Raw genomic sequence first — 16,901 nt, forward strand, 5'->3', positions numbered from 1 at the left:
GAATGATGATTATTCTTGCTTTAAAAAGCCCTTCATGATGAGATCTAGGGTTTCTCCCAATTGTAAAACAAGCCTACCCCTGCTGCTTCTGAGGGAGAATCCTAGAATTTCTTCAATCTTTTCTATGCGTTGATAAAGAGTGTTTCGATGGATGTTCAGTGCGTTTGCTGCCTGTTTCATGTTGTAGTTGTGCTCAATTAAGGCCTTGATTGTTTCTCTCAGGAGATCATCCTTGTCTCTGTCATGGATGTCGATAAGTTTTATCGTATTTGCAAATAGGCGATGAAGGATTGGATTATCGACCTGATCGTAGAGTAAGTGGTAGATCAACAGATCATCATAACTGCAAAATTTCTTGTTTTCTTTAAAGATCAGTCTCGCCATTCGTACACTGAATAGGGCATCGTTATAGGCCTTTTTTAGGTCGTAAAGGTTCCCGTATGCCCTGCTGACGCCTATCATGCAGGAGAAACCTTGAAGATGTTCCTCTATTCTTCTGATAAGCTTATTATACTTTGTTGTCAGCGATTCATCTTTTTCATTGTCTTTGACATGAATGCAGATAATTTGTGTGTGATCATAAATGGAAACATCTTTTGGAAAAAAGGCCGCGATGATATTGGTAATACGATTTACAAAGACCTGGGGAACGGAATAGTTTGTTGTTGCATCTATTCCGTCGGGAAAAATGCGGAGGATCCAGACAAAACGATTGAGGGTATATTGAATATCATAAAGGTCGGCTTCTCCTACCAGGGTCCTGTCATTATTATAATAGCCGAACAAAACTCGCCAGAGAAACTCTTCCTTGCGCCGTTTTGAATTTATCCTCTTGTCGATTTCGACGGTGAGGTTCATGAGAATAAAGGGTATGATATCAATATATGTTTCCGAATTCAGATACATGGAAGGAAGTTCGGTTCGGAAAAAGATAACGCCCTGGCAGAAGGAATGTACAAAGAGGGGATATCCGAAATAATGATTTCCTCCGAAGCTAAAGCTCCTCGGACTGTAAGAATCCGTTTCCTGACTGGGGAGATTTTGGATCTCCCAGGCCCATTCTGAAAAGGGAGGCTCATGCTGTAATGGTTCCCTTCGATACCCTGGGCTGATCAGTGTTCCCAAAGAGAAAGAGAATATTTCACTCTCCGTCCCCAGCGTAAAATCAATCATACGGAGAATATTAATAAGTGAGCAGTTTTCATTTCGACTCAACTCTATGAGGTTTTCCTTGAGCTCTTTCATGAGTGCTGAAGGGGAAAAAAGTCCTCGAACATCCTCAATGGAGGCATATGCCCCGGGAATCGCAATATCATGTATGTATTGAACTATATCTTTGGATATCTCACTTCCCGGTTGTATAAGGATACAAATCCCCATTACCTTTTTTCCCCTCAGCGAAGTCAGGGAGGGGATAACATCATCCTCAGCGAGGAAGAGGGGGGGGAGAAAAACAATATCGCCTTCTTGTACCCAGTGTCCACCTTTGGGAAGGAATACTATGTGAAGATGTTTTTGGATGATGGTATCTGGGTCGAATGCACGTGCCGGATCGAACCAGTGTATTTTCGCCTGTTCCATCTGTTCCTTTTATGGGCAGATTAAATCAACGATGATCCTCATGATCATTGTCCGTGGCAAAATAATATGTTTCCTTGTTACCTCCTGCACTATCTGCCGCATCGCTTTAGAATACCCCATACAATCCATGATAATATAATGAATATCACTTTTTTTCGCTAAAGGTGTTAGGGCCGTTTGCCAGTGACCTTTTTCTTTTTGATAGGGTGACAAGGCAATCGGAACAGCTTTCACACCTGCTTGGGCCCATCGTGAAAGGGCCTCTTTTTTTTGCTCCTCCTCGGGAACAATAACACCAACAGGAGAGCCTGCACTCAAGGAACCGACAAGACCTTGTATAATGGGCTGGGGGACAAGTACGGGGACAGATGAAACGATATGAGGGAAAGGGGCAGTACACAAGATGAGGATGATATCGAGTTTTTTTTCTTCACGGGAAACGACTTCCTGCATCCTTATTTGGATTTTTTCATCGCTCAATTTTATTCCGCGACCGTCGCGCATTCGGGAAACCAATATAGACTCGTGGTTTGATGGGCCGTAACGCTTTTCAGCCTCGTCATAGGAGTACTCGTCCAAAAGACCAATTTCCCGAATGGTGATCGAATTACCGGTTATCTCTTTGATATCACCGCTTACATCGGTACGTGGAGCTTGTCCAATAGTAATGATGCCAAGTGTTGCCTTCATTATTCTTCCTCAAGGGACTTGATCAAAATCTTAATCATGGCTACATAACTCCACCATAGTATGTCCTTTTCTTGCTGGATATGCAAGAAACAGCAAACTGGTTTATAAGCTTGCCAGCCTAGCTAATTTTAGGTACTCTTTCTTCATGAAATTGGAAAAAGAGCGGATCATTTCCACAATCATGGATCAGGTCTATGAGGTACTCAAAGAAAACATTGTAAACGGGACCTTGGAACCTGGACAGCGTATTCAGGAACTTCAGATTGCCAAGGAACTTAACGTCAGCCGTTCACCGGTTCGCAGTGCTATTACGCGCTTGATTGGAGAGGGGCTTCTGGAAAGTATTCCGAACAAAAGCGTCTGTGTACGCAGATTGGGCGAACGCGATATCATTGAAGCCTACGAATTTCGCCTTATCGTTGAGCAGTATGCTGTTAGAAAGGTTATCGATCACTTCAATGATGAAATTAAGGGTCGCCTTAGCCAGTTTCGAATCGCTTTCAAAACTTATTCGAATATAGATCAGTTAGGTGACTATATGAGGATTGATTCGGAATTCCACGAATATATTGTGGTAGTATCCGGTAACAAGGTGATAAAAGAGGCCCTGGATAAGGTTTCTATGCTCATTAATCCCTTTCGTGTTTTTGCATTATCTAGTCCAAATCGTTTTTACGATTCTATCGAAGAACATACCGATATCGTTGATGCTATCCTGCGTCTCGATTCCAAAGCAGCGGTGGAGTTGTGCAGTAGACATCTCACGCTTGCCAAGGAAGCGATCCTTCGCCATCTGAAAGAAAAAAAAGAACCGGCTTCCATCTCTTCATAACCACTGCAACCCCCTTATTTTTGCGTCATTTGCTGTTTTGAACAGTTTTTTCCTGCCTTAATAAAGACCTTTATTGTGCATGGGTGGGGCAGGCGGAAGGTCGTAACCGGTGCTCAAGATAAAATTCCTGTACGGTTCCATGGTCCGTATCACGTTTTGTGTTACGGTTTCTATCTCTTCCGACGGGATTGATGTTCCTAACTGGAATCGAAGAGCATGTGTGAGTAATGCTGCGCAATGGTAAAGGCTAATTCGAGGGTTTGCTTAGCAACATCCTTTTTCAGGATTCCGAACACTACAAAAAGGCCACTCATCATTTTTATTTTTGAAATTTCTTTCGTTTTGTAGATCTTTTTTGAGAAAAACTTTGACAAAATAGAGATTACATGTATTATGTATACATAATACATTATAAATAATACGCATCGAGGTTTTGTGTGCATGAAAACGATTCATCTTCCATATGATAAGAAAACCCTCAAGGTCGACGTCTCGGATCTTCATATAAAGGCTCTTCTTACTCCGCAGCACCAAGAAGAAGGAAGTGTTATAAATGAATCGGAGCTTGTGAAACGTGCTTTGGAGCACCCTATCGGGACAAAGCGCCTTTCCGAAATGGCCGAAGGGAAGGACAGGGTTGTAATCATCACCAGTGACCATACCAGAGCGGTACCGAGTGGGATTACCATGCCTCTTCTTCTTGATGAGATACGGAAGGGTAATCCCTCGGCCGATATCACGATCATTATTGCAACGGGACTTCACCGAGGCATGACGAGGGAAGAAATGATCGACCGCTTTGGCAAAGAGATTGTGGAGCGTGAAAAGATTATCAACCACGATGCCTTTGAGAAAACGCAGTTTGTGAATCTCGGTACCCTTCCTTCGGGGAGTAAATGCGAGATCAACAGAATTGCGGTGGAGGCCGACCTTCTTGTGGCCGAGGGCTTTATCGAACCCCATTTCTTCGCCGGCTTTTCCGGCGGCAGAAAGAGTGTCTTGCCTGGGATCGCCTCTCAGGAGTGCGTCAATATCAATCATAGTGCCAAGGCCATCCAGCATCCCATGAGTGCCACCGGTGTGCTCGACGGTAATCCGATCCATGAGGATATGATCAAGGCGGCGAGACTTGCCGGCCTTGCCTGTATCCTCAATGTTCTGCTCGACGAGAAGAAGAAGGTGAGTGCCGCATTCTTTGGAGATGTGGATCAGGCCCACCGGGCCGGTTGTGCCCATTTGCTTTCAAGTTGTGGGGTTGATGCTGCCCCTGCCGATATCGTTATTACAAGCAACGGCGGTTATCCCCTGGACCAGAACCTCTATCAATGCCCTAAGGGGCTTGATGCGGCACGTGCCTGCGCGAAAGAGGGGGGCGTTATCATTCTCGTCGCCGCCTGTTCCGAGGGATTGGGAGGTGAAAATTTCGGTCGTCTTATGCTCTCCGCGCCACCTTCGCAGTTGCTTGAATCGATACTGGCGACCCCTCCGGAGAAGACCATTTCCGAGCAGTGGTGTGCACAACGCTTTGCCGATGCGCTTATCAAATACGACATCATTCTGGTAAGCCAGGGACTGGAACGGTCCCGGGTTGAGCAGATGAATTTTATCTACGCAGGAACCGTCGAGGAAGCACTGGATAAGGCCCTTGCCCTCAAGGGAAAGGATGCCTCCGTTACGGTGATTCCCGATGGCGTCGGCGTAATTGTAAGGAGATCTTAGCAATGCAGGAACAGGTAAAAGCGATTCAGAATCATCCCTTGGATAATGTGGCAACGCTTTTCGATACTGCCAAGGCTGAAACCCTTGTCATGGTCATAGACAAGAAAGGCGGCAGCAGCGAGGTGAAGGTACTGAATGATATTCCTTTCGGGCATAAGATTGCCCTCTCTCCCATCAAGGTGGGTGAACAGGTGACCAAGTATGGCGAAGAGATTGGTATTGCCACCAGGGATATCGCCGTGGGGGAGCATGTGCATATACACAATATCGACAGCATCCGGGGCCGTGGCGACTGGACAAAGGAAGGGGCAAAAAAATGAGTAGTTATATGGGATATCGCAGGAAAGACGGAAAGGTCGGTGTTCGCAATCATGTCGCCGTTATTCCTTCGGTGGTATGTGCAAACGAGGTTGTTGAGAGCATCGTACACAATACCGTTATGACTCAGGGGATCATCCACCATCAGGGGTGTTGCCAGACACCTCCCGACCTCGAGCGGGTGACCAATTGTCTTATCAAGATAGGCGAAAACCCCAATGTAGGTGCGGCCCTGATCGTGAGCCTCGGTTGCGAAGGTGTGGATACCGATCGCTTAGAAGCGGAAATTCGCGCTACGGGAAAACCGGTGGAGCGGATCAATATCCAGGAGCTGGGAGGCACCAGTGCGGCGATCCAGGCCGGGATCGACAAGGCTCAGAAGCTTATTAGGCAGATTTCCGGTTGCCAGCGGACCGAAATCGATATGTCGAATTTCGTCATGGGGATCAAATGCGGCGCCTCGGATACCACTTCCGGCGTTGCTTCCAATCCTGTTATCGGCTATGTCGCCGATAAGATCGTGGACCTCGGTGGTACCGTCATCTTTGGAGAGACCACGGAATTCATCGGGGCCGAGCATATTCTCAAGCGGCGGGCAAAGGACGAGAAGGTCGCTTCCGAGATCGATCGAATCGTTACCGAGATGGAAAATCGTGCAAAGGCGATCGGGGTCGATATGAGAAAGGGGCAGCCGACGCCGGGTAATATTGCCGGAGGTTTGAGCACCATCGAGGAAAAATCCCTTGGTGCAATCGTGAAGTCAGGAACGAAAACGATCGAAGGGGTGATCGGCTATACCGAAGCTCCCACGGGAAAAGGGCTTTGGATCAAGGATTCACCGGGCCGGGAAATCGAACTATTATCCGGTATGGCGGTTGGAGGAGCCCAGGTGATACTCTTTTCCACCGGTAGAGGGGCTCCTCAGGGGTTCCCTGTCGTTCCGGTGATAAAAATATGCGGTAATCCCGTTACCTATGATCGCATGGACAAGGATATGGATATTAATGCAGGAAAGGTTGTAACCGGTGAAAAGTCCATCGAGGAGGTTGGAGAAGAGACCTTCGACATGCTCATGCGTGTGGCTTGCGGGGAAACGAGCAAGGGTGAAGCAATCAAGTATACAAAGTCCATGGATTTCTATTGTTTAGGCCCGGTTATCTAAAAAGTTTTTTAGAAGGCTCTGTACAAAAGATGCGTACGACCTTTGTCCGGGGCCTTCTTATCATTACTAATTCATGGGAGTGTCCAACATGACAGATGCAAACGTGTTACGGGTGGTAATTGGTCTTGTTGTCGCCATCGGACTCATTCTTTACCTCGTAACAAGAACGAAAGTTCATGTCTTTCCGTCGATGATTATAGGTGCCCTCATTGCGGGCCTTGTTGCCGGACTGCCGCCTGCCGATGTACTTTCTGCGATCCAGAGCGGTTTCGGGGGGACCCTGGGGAGTATCGGTATTATCATCGGCTTCGGCGTGATGATGGGAGCCATTTTCGAAATCAGCGGCGCGGCCAAACGTATGGCGGTAACCTTTATTAAGCTTTTGGGAAAAGGAAAAGAAGATGTGGCAATGATGATTACGGGTTTTATTGTTTCTATTCCCGTATTTTGTGATTCCGCCTTTGTGGTTCTTTCTCCTTTGGCAAAATCACTCGCGAGGAATACCGGGCGCAGCCTTATCACCATCAGCTGTGCCCTTGGGACGGCTTTGCTCGTTACCCATTCGTTGATTCCTCCTACACCTGGCCCCCTGGCCATAACGAACTACTTCAAACTGGATATCGGGGTCTTTATGCTCTACAGCCTCATCGCGGCGATCCCCATTTCGATAGCCGGCTTGTTCTATGCCAAGTGGATCGGCAAAAAACTATTCAAGCTTCCCAGCCCCGAGGATTCTGCAGTATTGATCGACCGGCCCTATACCGAGGCTGAAATGGCCGAAGAGACCGCTGTTTCCGAATCTGACCTGCCTGGTACCTTTGTCTCGTTTGCCCCGATTCTTATTCCGATCGTCCTCATCCTGTTGAATACGGTAGGAAAGATGGTCGGCTTTAGCGATGGCATGCTGACGGTCGTCGGCACCATAGGCCATCCTGTTGTGGCCGTTGGTATTGGTGTCCTCATTGCAATCTACGGCCTTGCAGGCAAAATGGAACGAAAAAAGGTTGTCGATGTCCTTGATGATTCCATCAAACAGGCCGGTATTATTGTGTTTGTTACCGGAGCTGGTGGGGCCCTCGGTGCAGTTTTGAAGGCAAGCGGTGCCGGAAACCAAATCGCACAGGCCCTTGTCGCCGCCCACATCCCCGGCATCGTACTTCCGTATCTTATGGCGTTTCTCCTAAGAATAGTGACAGGATCCGCTACCGTGGGGATGCTTACCGCAGGTTCCATTTCTGCGCCTATTCTTCTTAGCATGGCCAATGTGAATCCCTATATTGCAGGACTTGCCTGCTGTATCGGATCCATCGGTATCACAAACCTTCACGACAGCTACTTTTGGGTGGTTAACCGAACAACCGGACTTACCGACGTAAAGGAGATGTTGTGGAACTGGTTTGGCGCGGTTCTTTCGCTTTCCGCAATGGGGGCGGTTGTGCTGTTTGTCATGAACGCAATCGTCTGATTAGGAGATCCTAAACGTTCTGTTTCGTATCAAAGCAATGAACATCGGCCCTCTTCTTATAGGGGGCCGATGTTTGTGTTCATACCTTCTTAAAACTCTTCGAAGTCATCATCGAGCTTATCTGGCCCTCCGGGGACGGGTTTGTCTCCCAATATCGCCGACATTGGAATACCTTTTACCGGCTTCGTCTCCTGCTTATCCTTCGCTTTTTCTTTCGCCTGGGAAGGCTGTGGTTTTGCCGGGACAATGCCTGTTTGCTCTCTTTTAGTAGTTGCAGGTTTCTTTATTTTCTTGGGTGCGGGAATAGATTTAGGCGGCGAAGGCAAGGCTTTCTTCTGCTCTATCCTTGTTTCGGACCGATTCTCGGTAAGTGAGAAAAAGGAGATCGTGTCCGAAAGATTAACAGCTTGTCCGGCAAGCTCTTCGCTCATGGATGCCAACTCTTCGCTGAAGCTTGCATTTTGCTGAATGACCTGATCAAGCTGGATAATTGCCTGGTTGATCTGGCTTGCGCCCGAATCCTGTTCTCCCGAAGCAGCACTGATCTCCTGAACAAGATCCGCTGTTTTTCTGATTTCCGGCACGATCTGTTCGAGGAGTTTTCCCGCATCTTCTGCTACGGAAACACTGCTCTTTGTCAGAGTGATAATTTCCGAAGCCGCACTCTGGCTTCTTTCCGCCAGCTTGCGGACCTCGGCGGCAACTACGGCAAAGCCTTTACCCTGTTCTCCTGCCCTTGCTGCCTCAATCGCTGCGTTAAGGGCAAGAAGATTTGTCTGGCGGCTGATCTCGTTGATAACCTGGATCTTTTCGCTGATTTGCCGCATTGCAGCTACCGTTTCGAATACTGCTTTCCCACCGGTCTCCGCATCTTCGGCAACTTTCTTCGCAATCTGTTCGGTCTGGGTCGAATTATCGGCATTCTGTTTAATACTGGAACTCATCTCTTCCATTGAGGAAGAGACCTGTTCGGCGGCTGATGCCTGCTCCGTTGCTCCCTGACTCAGCTGCTGAGCCGCACTGCTGATTTCTTCACTTCCGGTTCGCACGCCCACCGATGCAGAGTTTACATCCTGAACAATGTCCCTGAGTTTGGCCACCATTTCTCTCATTGCATTGGCAAGAGCACCAATTTCATCTTTGCTGTTATAAGATAGCCTCGCGCTAAGGTTCCCCTTTGCGATCTCCTTCGCAAATGCCACACCCTGAGCCATTGCCGTGGTTATTGAACGGGTGATGAGAATGGCTAGAATAACACCGAAAAGCAGGACAATAATGAGAAAGGTTAGGATAAGCGAACGGGCCTGGAGTCGTGCATTGGTTCTGTCGGCCTCGAGATTATCCAATGCCTTTTGGATCAGATCCTGCCCTGATCGTGCAGCCTCTACAAGGCTTTGTTCCAACTTTCGTTGGGTTAATGACTCGTTTCTGAAATTCTGGGAGGCCTCCCGGTAATCGGCTAAAGCCTTTCTGATAACCGTAACGGCCGAGCCTATCTGCTCTTCGCCCGTGCTGATCTCTTCCCATCTGGTAAGATTTGCCTCGAATTCATCGATGACCCTATTGAATTGTTCCCACTTTTCGTCGCTCTTGTCTGTGTATGCGTAAGCCAGGGCGTGATAGCGTACCTGCCAGAACTTTGAAATAACGGAATTGGCGAGATAGGTTTCAATGCGTTGCCATTTCATGAGAGTGTCGAAGTCTCTGGATTGCATGGCTTCGGCGACACTCGGAGCTATAGTCGACTTCTGTATCTTGCCGGTGGTATCGGTGAAAATACTACCCACATCGACCCACACACCTACTGCCTGGTTTTCCCTGCCGATACTGGCAGTCATCTCATCAAACGCCTTTATATAAGCCTCCCCGCCGGTGCCAACTTCACGCATGAGTGCTTTGTTTTCTTTATCCGCCAGTATGGCAGTGGTTTCCTCGGCGAGAGAGGTAATTCCCTGCATCTGTTTTTTCAGCAGATCAATATCCGAACTGTTTTTTCTTAGGAGGTAATTCTTTTCCGTTTTGCGTACTTCGAGAATCATTTCATTGATCATATGCGCATTCGTAGCCGCTTCCACGCTACTACGGTAGCGTTCGAGTGAGAAAATCCCGACTCCCCCCACAATGAGCGCTAATAAAATTATTATGGCAAAACTACCGCCGATCTTGGTTGCTATGCTAAGTTTCATGGCCACCTCCTATCCCTAACACTATAATAGTAGATAAGGGTACGGTTCTTTTCAATAAAAGACAATGAAAAAGACTAATAGCTTTTATACTTTGCCTACTGCTGCTGTCTGAAATGTTCCTCCAAGGAATCGGCACTTTTTATGCTCTTTCTGAGCCAGGTAAGCAGAATTTGGCCTTTTTCTTCTTCATTAAGTTTCCAAAGGGATGGATCAAGCTCCCGGAGTTTCCAGCTGAGATGGTGAAGCACAATGGCACAGGAGACACTGATATTGAAGCTTTCTACAAAGCCGCGCATGGGGATTTTCATGAATTCGTCGGCAAGGGCCATTGCCTGCTGACTTGCTCCTTCAAGCTCATTACCGAAAAGGAAAGCGCTCTTTCCAGCCGATATGTCAAAATCTTCCAGATTGATATCTTGGGCGTGAGGGCTCGTTGCCACAATCCGATATCCTTTTGCCTTTAGCGCTTGAACGGCTTTAAGGGTGTTCTCTGCTCCATCTTCCCGATAGCGGTGGATGTCGAGCCAACTGCTTGTGCCGAGTGCCACCCCGCTGGAAATAGTAAACCGGTTTCGGTTTTCGATCACATGTACATCCTGGATTCCGAAGCCTTCACAACTGCGAAGGACCGCACTGGCGTTGTGCGGCTGATAGATATCTTCAAGCACGACGGTGATATATCGAGTACGCTCTTCAAGAATCGAGGTTATTCGTTCCCATCGCCTGGTGGTGACGAACTGTTTGAGATATGCAATAAGGGCTTCGTCGCTTTTTGCTTCGCTCATGGCTGAACACGTTATCGTATCTTTCCCATATGATGCAAGACGGGAGGCGGTGGATTGACGCGGGGGCCTTTGAGAATTAGGCTTTTCACATACATGATTGGCAAAGGAGCGCGGCGATGTATAAAGAAATCGGCCATGTAGCGGGGGGAGGTTTGTATCTCTATCGATTACGATCCTCACGTCGCCTCTTTTCTCGCATCTATTGTTCGTTCATTTTGTGGTTTTTAGGGCGGGCCCTTGCCTCTGCCTCCCTTCGTGATAGGGAAATCCGACAGGAATTGGAGTTTCTTCCGGAGAACTTTGGCTTTGCGCTTCAGGTTGCCGGGAATGGGCCGGCCATGGTTGTGACGAAAAACGGGGATGGAACGGCATCCTACCTCGGAGGAGCTGCTGCGATGCGAGGGCGGAAGCTTGCCTTGACCATGCGGGTGAAAACCCTTGCCTCTGCTGTTTTGCTTTTTACCTTCAGGGAGGGTACCGCAGTCAGTATGGCCAGGGATCGTTTTGCAACGGACGGACCGCTTCCCGAAACCTGTACGATTGTGCGTGCCCTGAACCGTCTCGAGACGCTGTTGCTTCCCGGCTGCCTGGCCAGGCGTGCGGTCAAGCGTTATCGGAAACCCTCCGGGCTCTTTTGGTTGAGAGTATCGATCTATCTGGGAACTTTTTTCGGAAGAAGGGGAAAGAGGTGAAGGATTTTTGGAACCCGACAAAACTCAATGCAGGCCTAAAAGCTCTGGACACTCTTGCTGGAGAGCTGGCCTCCAGAAGCTCTTTTCGTCCCCTGTTCCTGCTTTCTCCCGAGCTTGGGGCCTCTTTCCGACGTCTTCTTCGCAGAGGAACGGAGCTCCGTGAGCTTTTGCTGGTATACGTGCCTGAAGCGGTTGGGGATACTGATCTGGTACGATTGAAGGATATGCTCTTGGAGCAGGAGTGCGATGGGTTAGTTGCCGTCGGTGGTTTTCCTGCACTCTCGGCCGCACGCCGTGTTGCCCTTCAGGGGACGGATGCGCTTCCCGTTGTTGCGCTTCCTTGCGGGAGCTATCGCGGAAGTGGTGTCGGACATATGAGTGAGGAAGCCGTCGCCGATGTCGATGTGGCGATCCTTGATCCCCGTCTGTTTCGGTATGGGTGCGGAAATAATTTATCTGCAGAACAGAACCGATTGACCGATACCTCTTCCGGTTCCTTGCATGGCCAGGTGTGGGCACACGTCGGAAACGATCTCTGGGTCGGTTCTTTGTCGGCCCGTTCCTCCGTTATGAAGCGCTACCTGCAGGCTCTCTCCCTTGTCGTCCGGGAACTCTCCTCTTGTCCTATTGCCGCAAACGGCGCCCCTTCTTCTATCCTCCCGGCCAAGCGGGTTCCTGCATACTTCGAATTTACCGGCCGGGGCAGGGTTGTTTCGGGGCAAGGGGCTCTCTCCCGACTGCCTGAGCTTCTTGTGGACGCAGGAGGGGCCCGGCCCATGCTGCTTTCGGATCCGGGCGTGGCAGCCGCCGGTTTGACTACACGGGTGGAGAAGCTTCTTTCCGGAGCAGGCATCCCTCCTGCTGTTGTCGATACCGCCATTCCGAGCGACTCCGACATAGAGACGGTACGCAGGCTTGCCAGCCTCTACCGTGAACGTCATTGTGACGCCCTCGTTGCGGTTGGCGGTGGCTCTGTTATTGATACGGCAAAGGGGGTGAATATCCTTGCCGGCTATGGTGGGGAAAGTCTCTCCGATTTTGCCGGAGCGGGTAAGATAAACCGCCGCCTGCCCCCCCTTGTTGTCCTGCCTAGTACCAGTGGGACCGGGAGTGAGGCAACCCTGGTTGCGGTCATTGCCGATCATGCCGAAGGGAAAAAGTTACTTTATACCAGCCCGTTCCTCCAGCCCGATATCGCCCTGCTTGATCCTGAGATGACCTTATCCTTACCGCCTTTTCTTACCGCTGCTACGGGGATGGATGCGTTGACCCACGCCGTGGAGGCATGGTTTTGTCTGGGGCACAATCCTGTCAGCGATCGCCATGCCCTGACGGCGATCTCGCTTGTAGGAGAACATCTTTTACATGTGGTTGCCAATCCCGACGATGTTTCCGGCAGAACGGCATTGGCGCAGGCCAGTAACCTGGCGGGGCTTGCCTTTTCCAATTCCATGGTCGGTATGATCCACACTCTGGGGCATTCGGTAGGGGCTGCATGCGGAGTACATCACGGAATGGCTATGGCCATACTCCTGCCCCTGGGAATCGAGTACAACCTCTCTCGTATCGGAGGTGATTTGGGTCCTGTCCTGGAAGCCCTGACCGGAACCTCTTCATCGCCGGCCGGGCCTGCCCTTATTGCCGAGGTCCGTCGCATGAACGAAGAGCTTCATCGCATAACGGAAGGCCTCCATCCCCGTTCCTTTTCCGAAGTCCGGGACAGGAAGGGCAATCCTTTGGTAAGGGAGGAGGATCTTCCCCGCATAGCAATGCTCTCGCAGGGGGATGGATCTGTGCTCTATAATCCTGAGGAACTTGATTACGATGACGCCCTTCGCGTTCTCAAGGCTGCCTATGAGGGCGTTTCGTTGCACGCTTCATAAAAAAAGACGAAGATAGGGATATGAAGAAAACCTTTCCGCGGCCGAAGTTGTTTGTTTCCCGGTGCCTTGGTTTTGATGCCTGTCGTTACAACGGTTTGAAGATTATCGACAGGAGCGTCGAATTATTGAAATCCCACGCCGATATCGTGACGGCTTGTCCCGAACTTGCCATCGGGCTGGGAGTCCCTCGTAAACCGATTCGAGTTGTCGAGGAGGAGGGCCGACGGATGCTCTATCAGCCTGCAACGGAAAATGACTATGCCGCCGCTATGGAGACATGGCTTGGCGACTATCTCGATGCTCTGGGCCCTGTGGATGGTTTTATCCTTAAGGCGAAGAGCCCTTCCTGCGGCCCCTGGGGTGTCAAACTCTTTACGAACAGATATCAGCCTGGAACTTCGAAGATCGGCACCGGTTTTTTCGGTGGCGAGGTTGTCCATCGTTTTATCGGCTGTCCCATAGAAGAGGAAGGGCGACTGAGGAACTTCACTATTCGTGAACACTTTTTGACATTTCTCTTTACCCTTGCATCCTTTCGGGAATCTGTGCTTCGTCCTGGAGCCGGAGCGAAAGATCTTGTGCGTTTTCATACAACAAATAAATTGCTTTTTCTTGCATATAATCAGCGCATCATGCGGGAGATGGGAAAACTCGTGGCACGGGCGGGATCGGAAAGCTTTGACCGCTTGACCGAAGAATACCGAGTTTCCCTTGGTCGGCTCTTTTCCAAGCCTCCGAAACCGAATGCCATGATCAATGCCTTTGAACACGCGTTCGGCGGTCTTTCCGACAAACTTTCTCCGTCCGAGCGGTCATTTTTCATCGACACACTGGAAGAGTATCGTGACGAACGAATACCGGTAAGTACGATCGTCCATCTTCTTGTTGGATGGGCCCTCCGATTCGGCAACGATTATTTGTTGGAACAAAGCCTCATAGCGCCTTTTCCCTCAGATCTTGTAGAGATAACAGATAGTGGAAAAGGGAGGAACCGATAATACTGCATCTGACATCCTCTCTGCCTGCAGCATGACATCATCAATATTCGGAACACTCCCCTTTCTTTTCCCTGTATGCCAGTGTACAATGGCCCAATAACGAAAAAACCATCAGCCGTTTTCCGGAAGGAAGGAGCCATGGGCGATTGTATCCCTCGTAAAGCAAAAAGCCTAAAAGAGCAGTGCATCGATTACCTTGAAGAACGTATCATCTCAGGCGACTTCCCAAGCGGCCATCGCCTTCCCTCCGAGCGGGCGCTCGCCGATATGCTCCGGGTCAGCAGGCCCGTCGTTCATGAAAGTGTGGTGGAGCTTTCCAACCGGGGATTGATCACGATTCTTCCGAGACGGGGCTGCATCGTGAATGATTTTCGAACCACTGGATCCTCAGAGCTCCTCTCTTCCCTTTTTCGGTACGCAGGCGGTTCTCTGCGGCCCGATATCCTCAGCGGCATGGCAGAGATGCGTCTTCTTTTTGAAACCGAGATGGCTCGTCTCGCGGCCCTGCGACGAAGTAGCGAAGGCATAGTCAGACTTAAGGCCGCTCTCAGGCAGGAAGTCAAGGCCGCCGAATCGCTTGATTGGAGGGGGAAAGTCATTGCTGAAGCAGATTATGCTTTTCATCACGCCATAGCCCTGGCCGGGGAAAATATCGTGTATCAAATGCTGATGAACAGTTTCAGAACCCTTTTCCTCAATGTTCTTTCCCGCTTTTATGGCAAGCGTTTTGATCTTCGTCCGATCCTCGACAAACATCGGGCTTTGTTGGCGAACATTGTCGAAGGGAAAGGGGAAGATGCAGCCTGGGAAATGAAGGGGTTATTGACGATGAACAAGGCAGTGTAGGCGCCTTGATAGGTGATCGTCGGAAAACCGGTATGTATACCAGGAGAATCATTGCGCATCGACTGTACAGGGTGAGGAGAATCTTAGGTTCCGGTATCGCCATGATCCTGGCCATTGCCTTGAATATCCTGCTGATCCGTCTCAATCTGCTTTTTGATTCTCCGCTCTATCTCAATACCATAGGATCCTTTTCAGTCACTTTGCTATATGGAGTAGTCCCCGCCCTTTTTACGGCTTTTTTCACCCATCTTATCGGAGCCCTCTTTTTTTCATGGCAGGTAGCTTTCTTTCCCTTTCTTTTTTCTCATCTTGTGGTACTTGTCCTTTTTTATGTGCTGCTTCGGCGGAACAATTTTGTCACAGTTGTCGATGTTGTCATTGCCGTAGCGATCATTGCCTTCGCAAATACCTTGACCTCTTCTATCATAGCGGCGCTACTGTATCATGGCATAAGCGGTCACTCCAGCGACTATTTGATAATAGGTTTCATGTCCGCCGGAGTAGGCCCTTTCTGGGCAGGTTTCTGGGGGCGGTTTCCGATCAATCTTGTTGATAAAGGGCTTACCCTCTTTCTCGTTTACGGTCTGAAACGGATGATTGAATCAGGACGGGACCGGGAAAAGAAGGATATTCTGCCATAGAAGATCTATTGCTCAAGTTGTTCAATCTCGCTGGCACAGGTTGTTCGATTTCTTCCGTTCCGTTTTGAGTAATAGAGAGCAACATCCGCTCTATGGATGCAGGCTTCGATGTTTTTATCCACGGATGGACGATAGTGGGCCACCCCTGCAGAGATTGTTACCTGCTCGGTACATGCCATAAGCTCCTCGTGGCAGGTCCCCACTTTTTTTCTCAGCCTTTCGGCGATGTCGTAGGCTGTCGTTTCGGGAATCTCTTCCAGAAAAACAAGAAACTCTTCGCCCCCGTAACGTACCCCCATATCCTGCTGGCGGAGATTGTCTCGTATGATTCTGCTCACACTTTTGATTACCTCGTCTCCTGCCGTATGGCCGTAGGTGTCGTTAACCTTCTTAAAATGATCGATATCCAACATTATGATGGAGAATGAATAGAAATCACCCTTTTCCATGAGTTTATCGGAGACGACTGTGGTGAAGTAATGCCTGAACCTAAGGTGGGTCATCATATCGGTGGTAGACATTTCAAAAAGGATGGCATTGTAAAGGGCGGAAGAGGCTAATCTCGAAATGTCCAGGAGGTAACGCTCCTCTTTTGGGGTATAAAGCCCTCCCTCAATGCGTTCTCCAAGCAAAATGATACCGATAAGGTGGCCTCTTGCGATAAGGGGGATCAAAAGAGTTGGAGAGAGAAGGCCGATTATCTGTAAAGCTGGTGCCGAAGGGCAGAGATTCCTGCTCTCTTCCAGGGTATAGCAGCGCGGTTCGTGAAGAAATTGAAAGCTAAGAGGATCATCGATGCTAATCTGATAATCCCTGTTATGCTCGAGGAGGAAACCTTCCTGATTTCTGGTCAATCGTAAACTTTTCGAGTCAAGATCGTTTCTTGCGAAAAGAGCGGCCTGTGTGACCCTCATTTGGCCCATGCAGATATAAAGAATCGAGTCAAGAAGGCTTGAGAGATCCAGCTGGCTGCTGAGGCTTTTACTAATTTCCAAAAGCTGTCGGATATCAAAGAGTTCTTTTTCTAGTTCTTCATTGCTTTTCGGCTGATTCTGTGCTTCGGTCATCTGTATTCCATTGCCGTAATTGTAATCCGGAAAGGG

The 16,901-nt window shown here is 49.3% G+C and carries 15 protein-coding genes; 10 read left to right on the plus strand and 5 right to left on the minus strand.

Annotation, left to right across the window (positions count from 1 at the left end):
* Window positions 1–9: 9 nt before the first annotated feature.
* Together F459_RS0103685 and F459_RS0103690 are read right to left on the minus strand one after the other, a co-directional pair.
* Window positions 10–1,581, minus strand: coding sequence for a PucR family transcriptional regulator (locus F459_RS0103685; protein WP_020611385.1), 1,572 nt, complete (start codon window positions 1,579–1,581; stop codon window positions 10–12).
* A 9-nt stretch (window positions 1,582–1,590) separates the two neighbouring features.
* Window positions 1,591–2,271 (minus strand): AroM family protein, encoded by a 681-nt coding sequence (locus F459_RS0103690; protein ID WP_020611386.1) that lies wholly within the window; start codon window positions 2,269–2,271, stop codon window positions 1,591–1,593.
* 145 nt (window positions 2,272–2,416) lie between these two features.
* On the opposite strand from F459_RS0103690, the gene F459_RS0103695 reads away from it, so the two are divergent.
* The 5 genes from F459_RS0103695 to F459_RS0103720 all read left to right on the plus strand — a co-directional run bounded on the left by F459_RS0103695 (window position 2,417) and on the right by F459_RS0103720 (window position 7,767).
* Window positions 2,417–3,103 (plus strand): GntR family transcriptional regulator, encoded by a 687-nt coding sequence (locus tag F459_RS0103695; protein ID WP_020611387.1) that lies wholly within the window; start codon window positions 2,417–2,419, stop codon window positions 3,101–3,103.
* Between the two features lie 441 nt (window positions 3,104–3,544).
* Window positions 3,545–4,822 carry a nickel-dependent lactate racemase gene (larA, locus tag F459_RS0103705; RefSeq protein WP_020611389.1) on the plus strand — a complete coding sequence of 426 codons (1,278 nt, stop codon included), beginning with the start codon at window positions 3,545–3,547 and terminating at the stop codon, window positions 4,820–4,822.
* A gap of 2 nt (window positions 4,823–4,824) precedes the next feature.
* On the plus strand, window positions 4,825–5,142 hold the full coding sequence (locus F459_RS0103710) for a UxaA family hydrolase (RefSeq protein ID WP_020611390.1): 318 nt from the start codon (window positions 4,825–4,827) through the stop codon (window positions 5,140–5,142).
* Complete coding sequence (locus tag F459_RS0103715) at window positions 5,139–6,302, plus strand: UxaA family hydrolase (RefSeq protein WP_020611391.1); 1,164 nt, start codon at window positions 5,139–5,141, stop codon at window positions 6,300–6,302. Before F459_RS0103710 ends, F459_RS0103715 begins: the two co-directional genes overlap by 4 nt.
* Window positions 6,303–6,390: 88 nt before the next feature.
* The gene (locus F459_RS0103720) at window positions 6,391–7,767 is read left to right on the plus strand and encodes a GntP family permease (RefSeq protein ID WP_020611392.1); all 1,377 of its coding nucleotides are present in this window, start codon (window positions 6,391–6,393) and stop codon (window positions 7,765–7,767) included.
* Window positions 7,768–7,856: 89 nt separating this feature from the next.
* Here the strand turns inward: F459_RS0103720 and F459_RS0103725 are convergent, their stop codons facing one another.
* Both F459_RS0103725 and F459_RS0103730 read right to left on the minus strand, forming a co-directional pair.
* Window positions 7,857–9,953, minus strand: a complete 2,097-nt coding sequence (locus tag F459_RS0103725; protein WP_020611393.1) for a HAMP domain-containing methyl-accepting chemotaxis protein — start codon at window positions 9,951–9,953, stop codon at window positions 7,857–7,859.
* Between the two features lie 95 nt (window positions 9,954–10,048).
* The gene (locus F459_RS0103730; protein ID WP_020611394.1) at window positions 10,049–10,738 is read right to left on the minus strand and encodes a TrmH family RNA methyltransferase; all 690 of its coding nucleotides are present in this window, start codon (window positions 10,736–10,738) and stop codon (window positions 10,049–10,051) included.
* A gap of 116 nt (window positions 10,739–10,854) precedes the next feature.
* Here F459_RS0103730 and F459_RS0103735 point away from each other — a divergent pair, with 116 nt between their 5' ends.
* The 5 genes from F459_RS0103735 to F459_RS0103755 all read left to right on the plus strand — a co-directional run bounded on the left by F459_RS0103735 (window position 10,855) and on the right by F459_RS0103755 (window position 15,798).
* Complete coding sequence (locus F459_RS0103735; protein ID WP_020611395.1) at window positions 10,855–11,430, plus strand: hypothetical protein; 576 nt, start codon at window positions 10,855–10,857, stop codon at window positions 11,428–11,430.
* Window positions 11,427–13,313, plus strand: a complete 1,887-nt coding sequence (locus tag F459_RS22075) for an iron-containing alcohol dehydrogenase (protein WP_020611396.1) — start codon at window positions 11,427–11,429, stop codon at window positions 13,311–13,313. Before F459_RS0103735 ends, F459_RS22075 begins: the two co-directional genes overlap by 4 nt.
* 20 nt (window positions 13,314–13,333) lie before the next feature.
* Complete coding sequence (locus F459_RS0103745) at window positions 13,334–14,311, plus strand: YbgA family protein (RefSeq protein ID WP_020611397.1); 978 nt, start codon at window positions 13,334–13,336, stop codon at window positions 14,309–14,311.
* 138 nt (window positions 14,312–14,449) lie between these two features.
* Entirely contained in the window at window positions 14,450–15,157 is a 708-nt protein-coding gene (locus F459_RS0103750) for a FadR/GntR family transcriptional regulator (protein ID WP_020611398.1), read from the plus strand.
* 32 nt (window positions 15,158–15,189) lie between these two features.
* A complete protein-coding gene (locus F459_RS0103755) occupies window positions 15,190–15,798 on the plus strand; it encodes a hypothetical protein (RefSeq protein ID WP_026294874.1) in 609 nt (202 codons plus the stop codon).
* 5 nt (window positions 15,799–15,803) lie between these two features.
* On the opposite strand, the gene F459_RS0103760 is transcribed toward F459_RS0103755, so the two are convergent.
* A complete protein-coding gene (locus tag F459_RS0103760) occupies window positions 15,804–16,865 on the minus strand; it encodes a sensor domain-containing diguanylate cyclase (protein WP_020611400.1) in 1,062 nt (353 codons plus the stop codon).
* Between the last annotated feature and the right edge of the window lie 36 nt (window positions 16,866–16,901).

This window comes from Sediminispirochaeta bajacaliforniensis DSM 16054 (assembly GCF_000378205.1).
In the GTDB taxonomy this organism is placed as follows: domain Bacteria; phylum Spirochaetota; class Spirochaetia; order DSM-16054; family Sediminispirochaetaceae; genus Sediminispirochaeta; species Sediminispirochaeta bajacaliforniensis.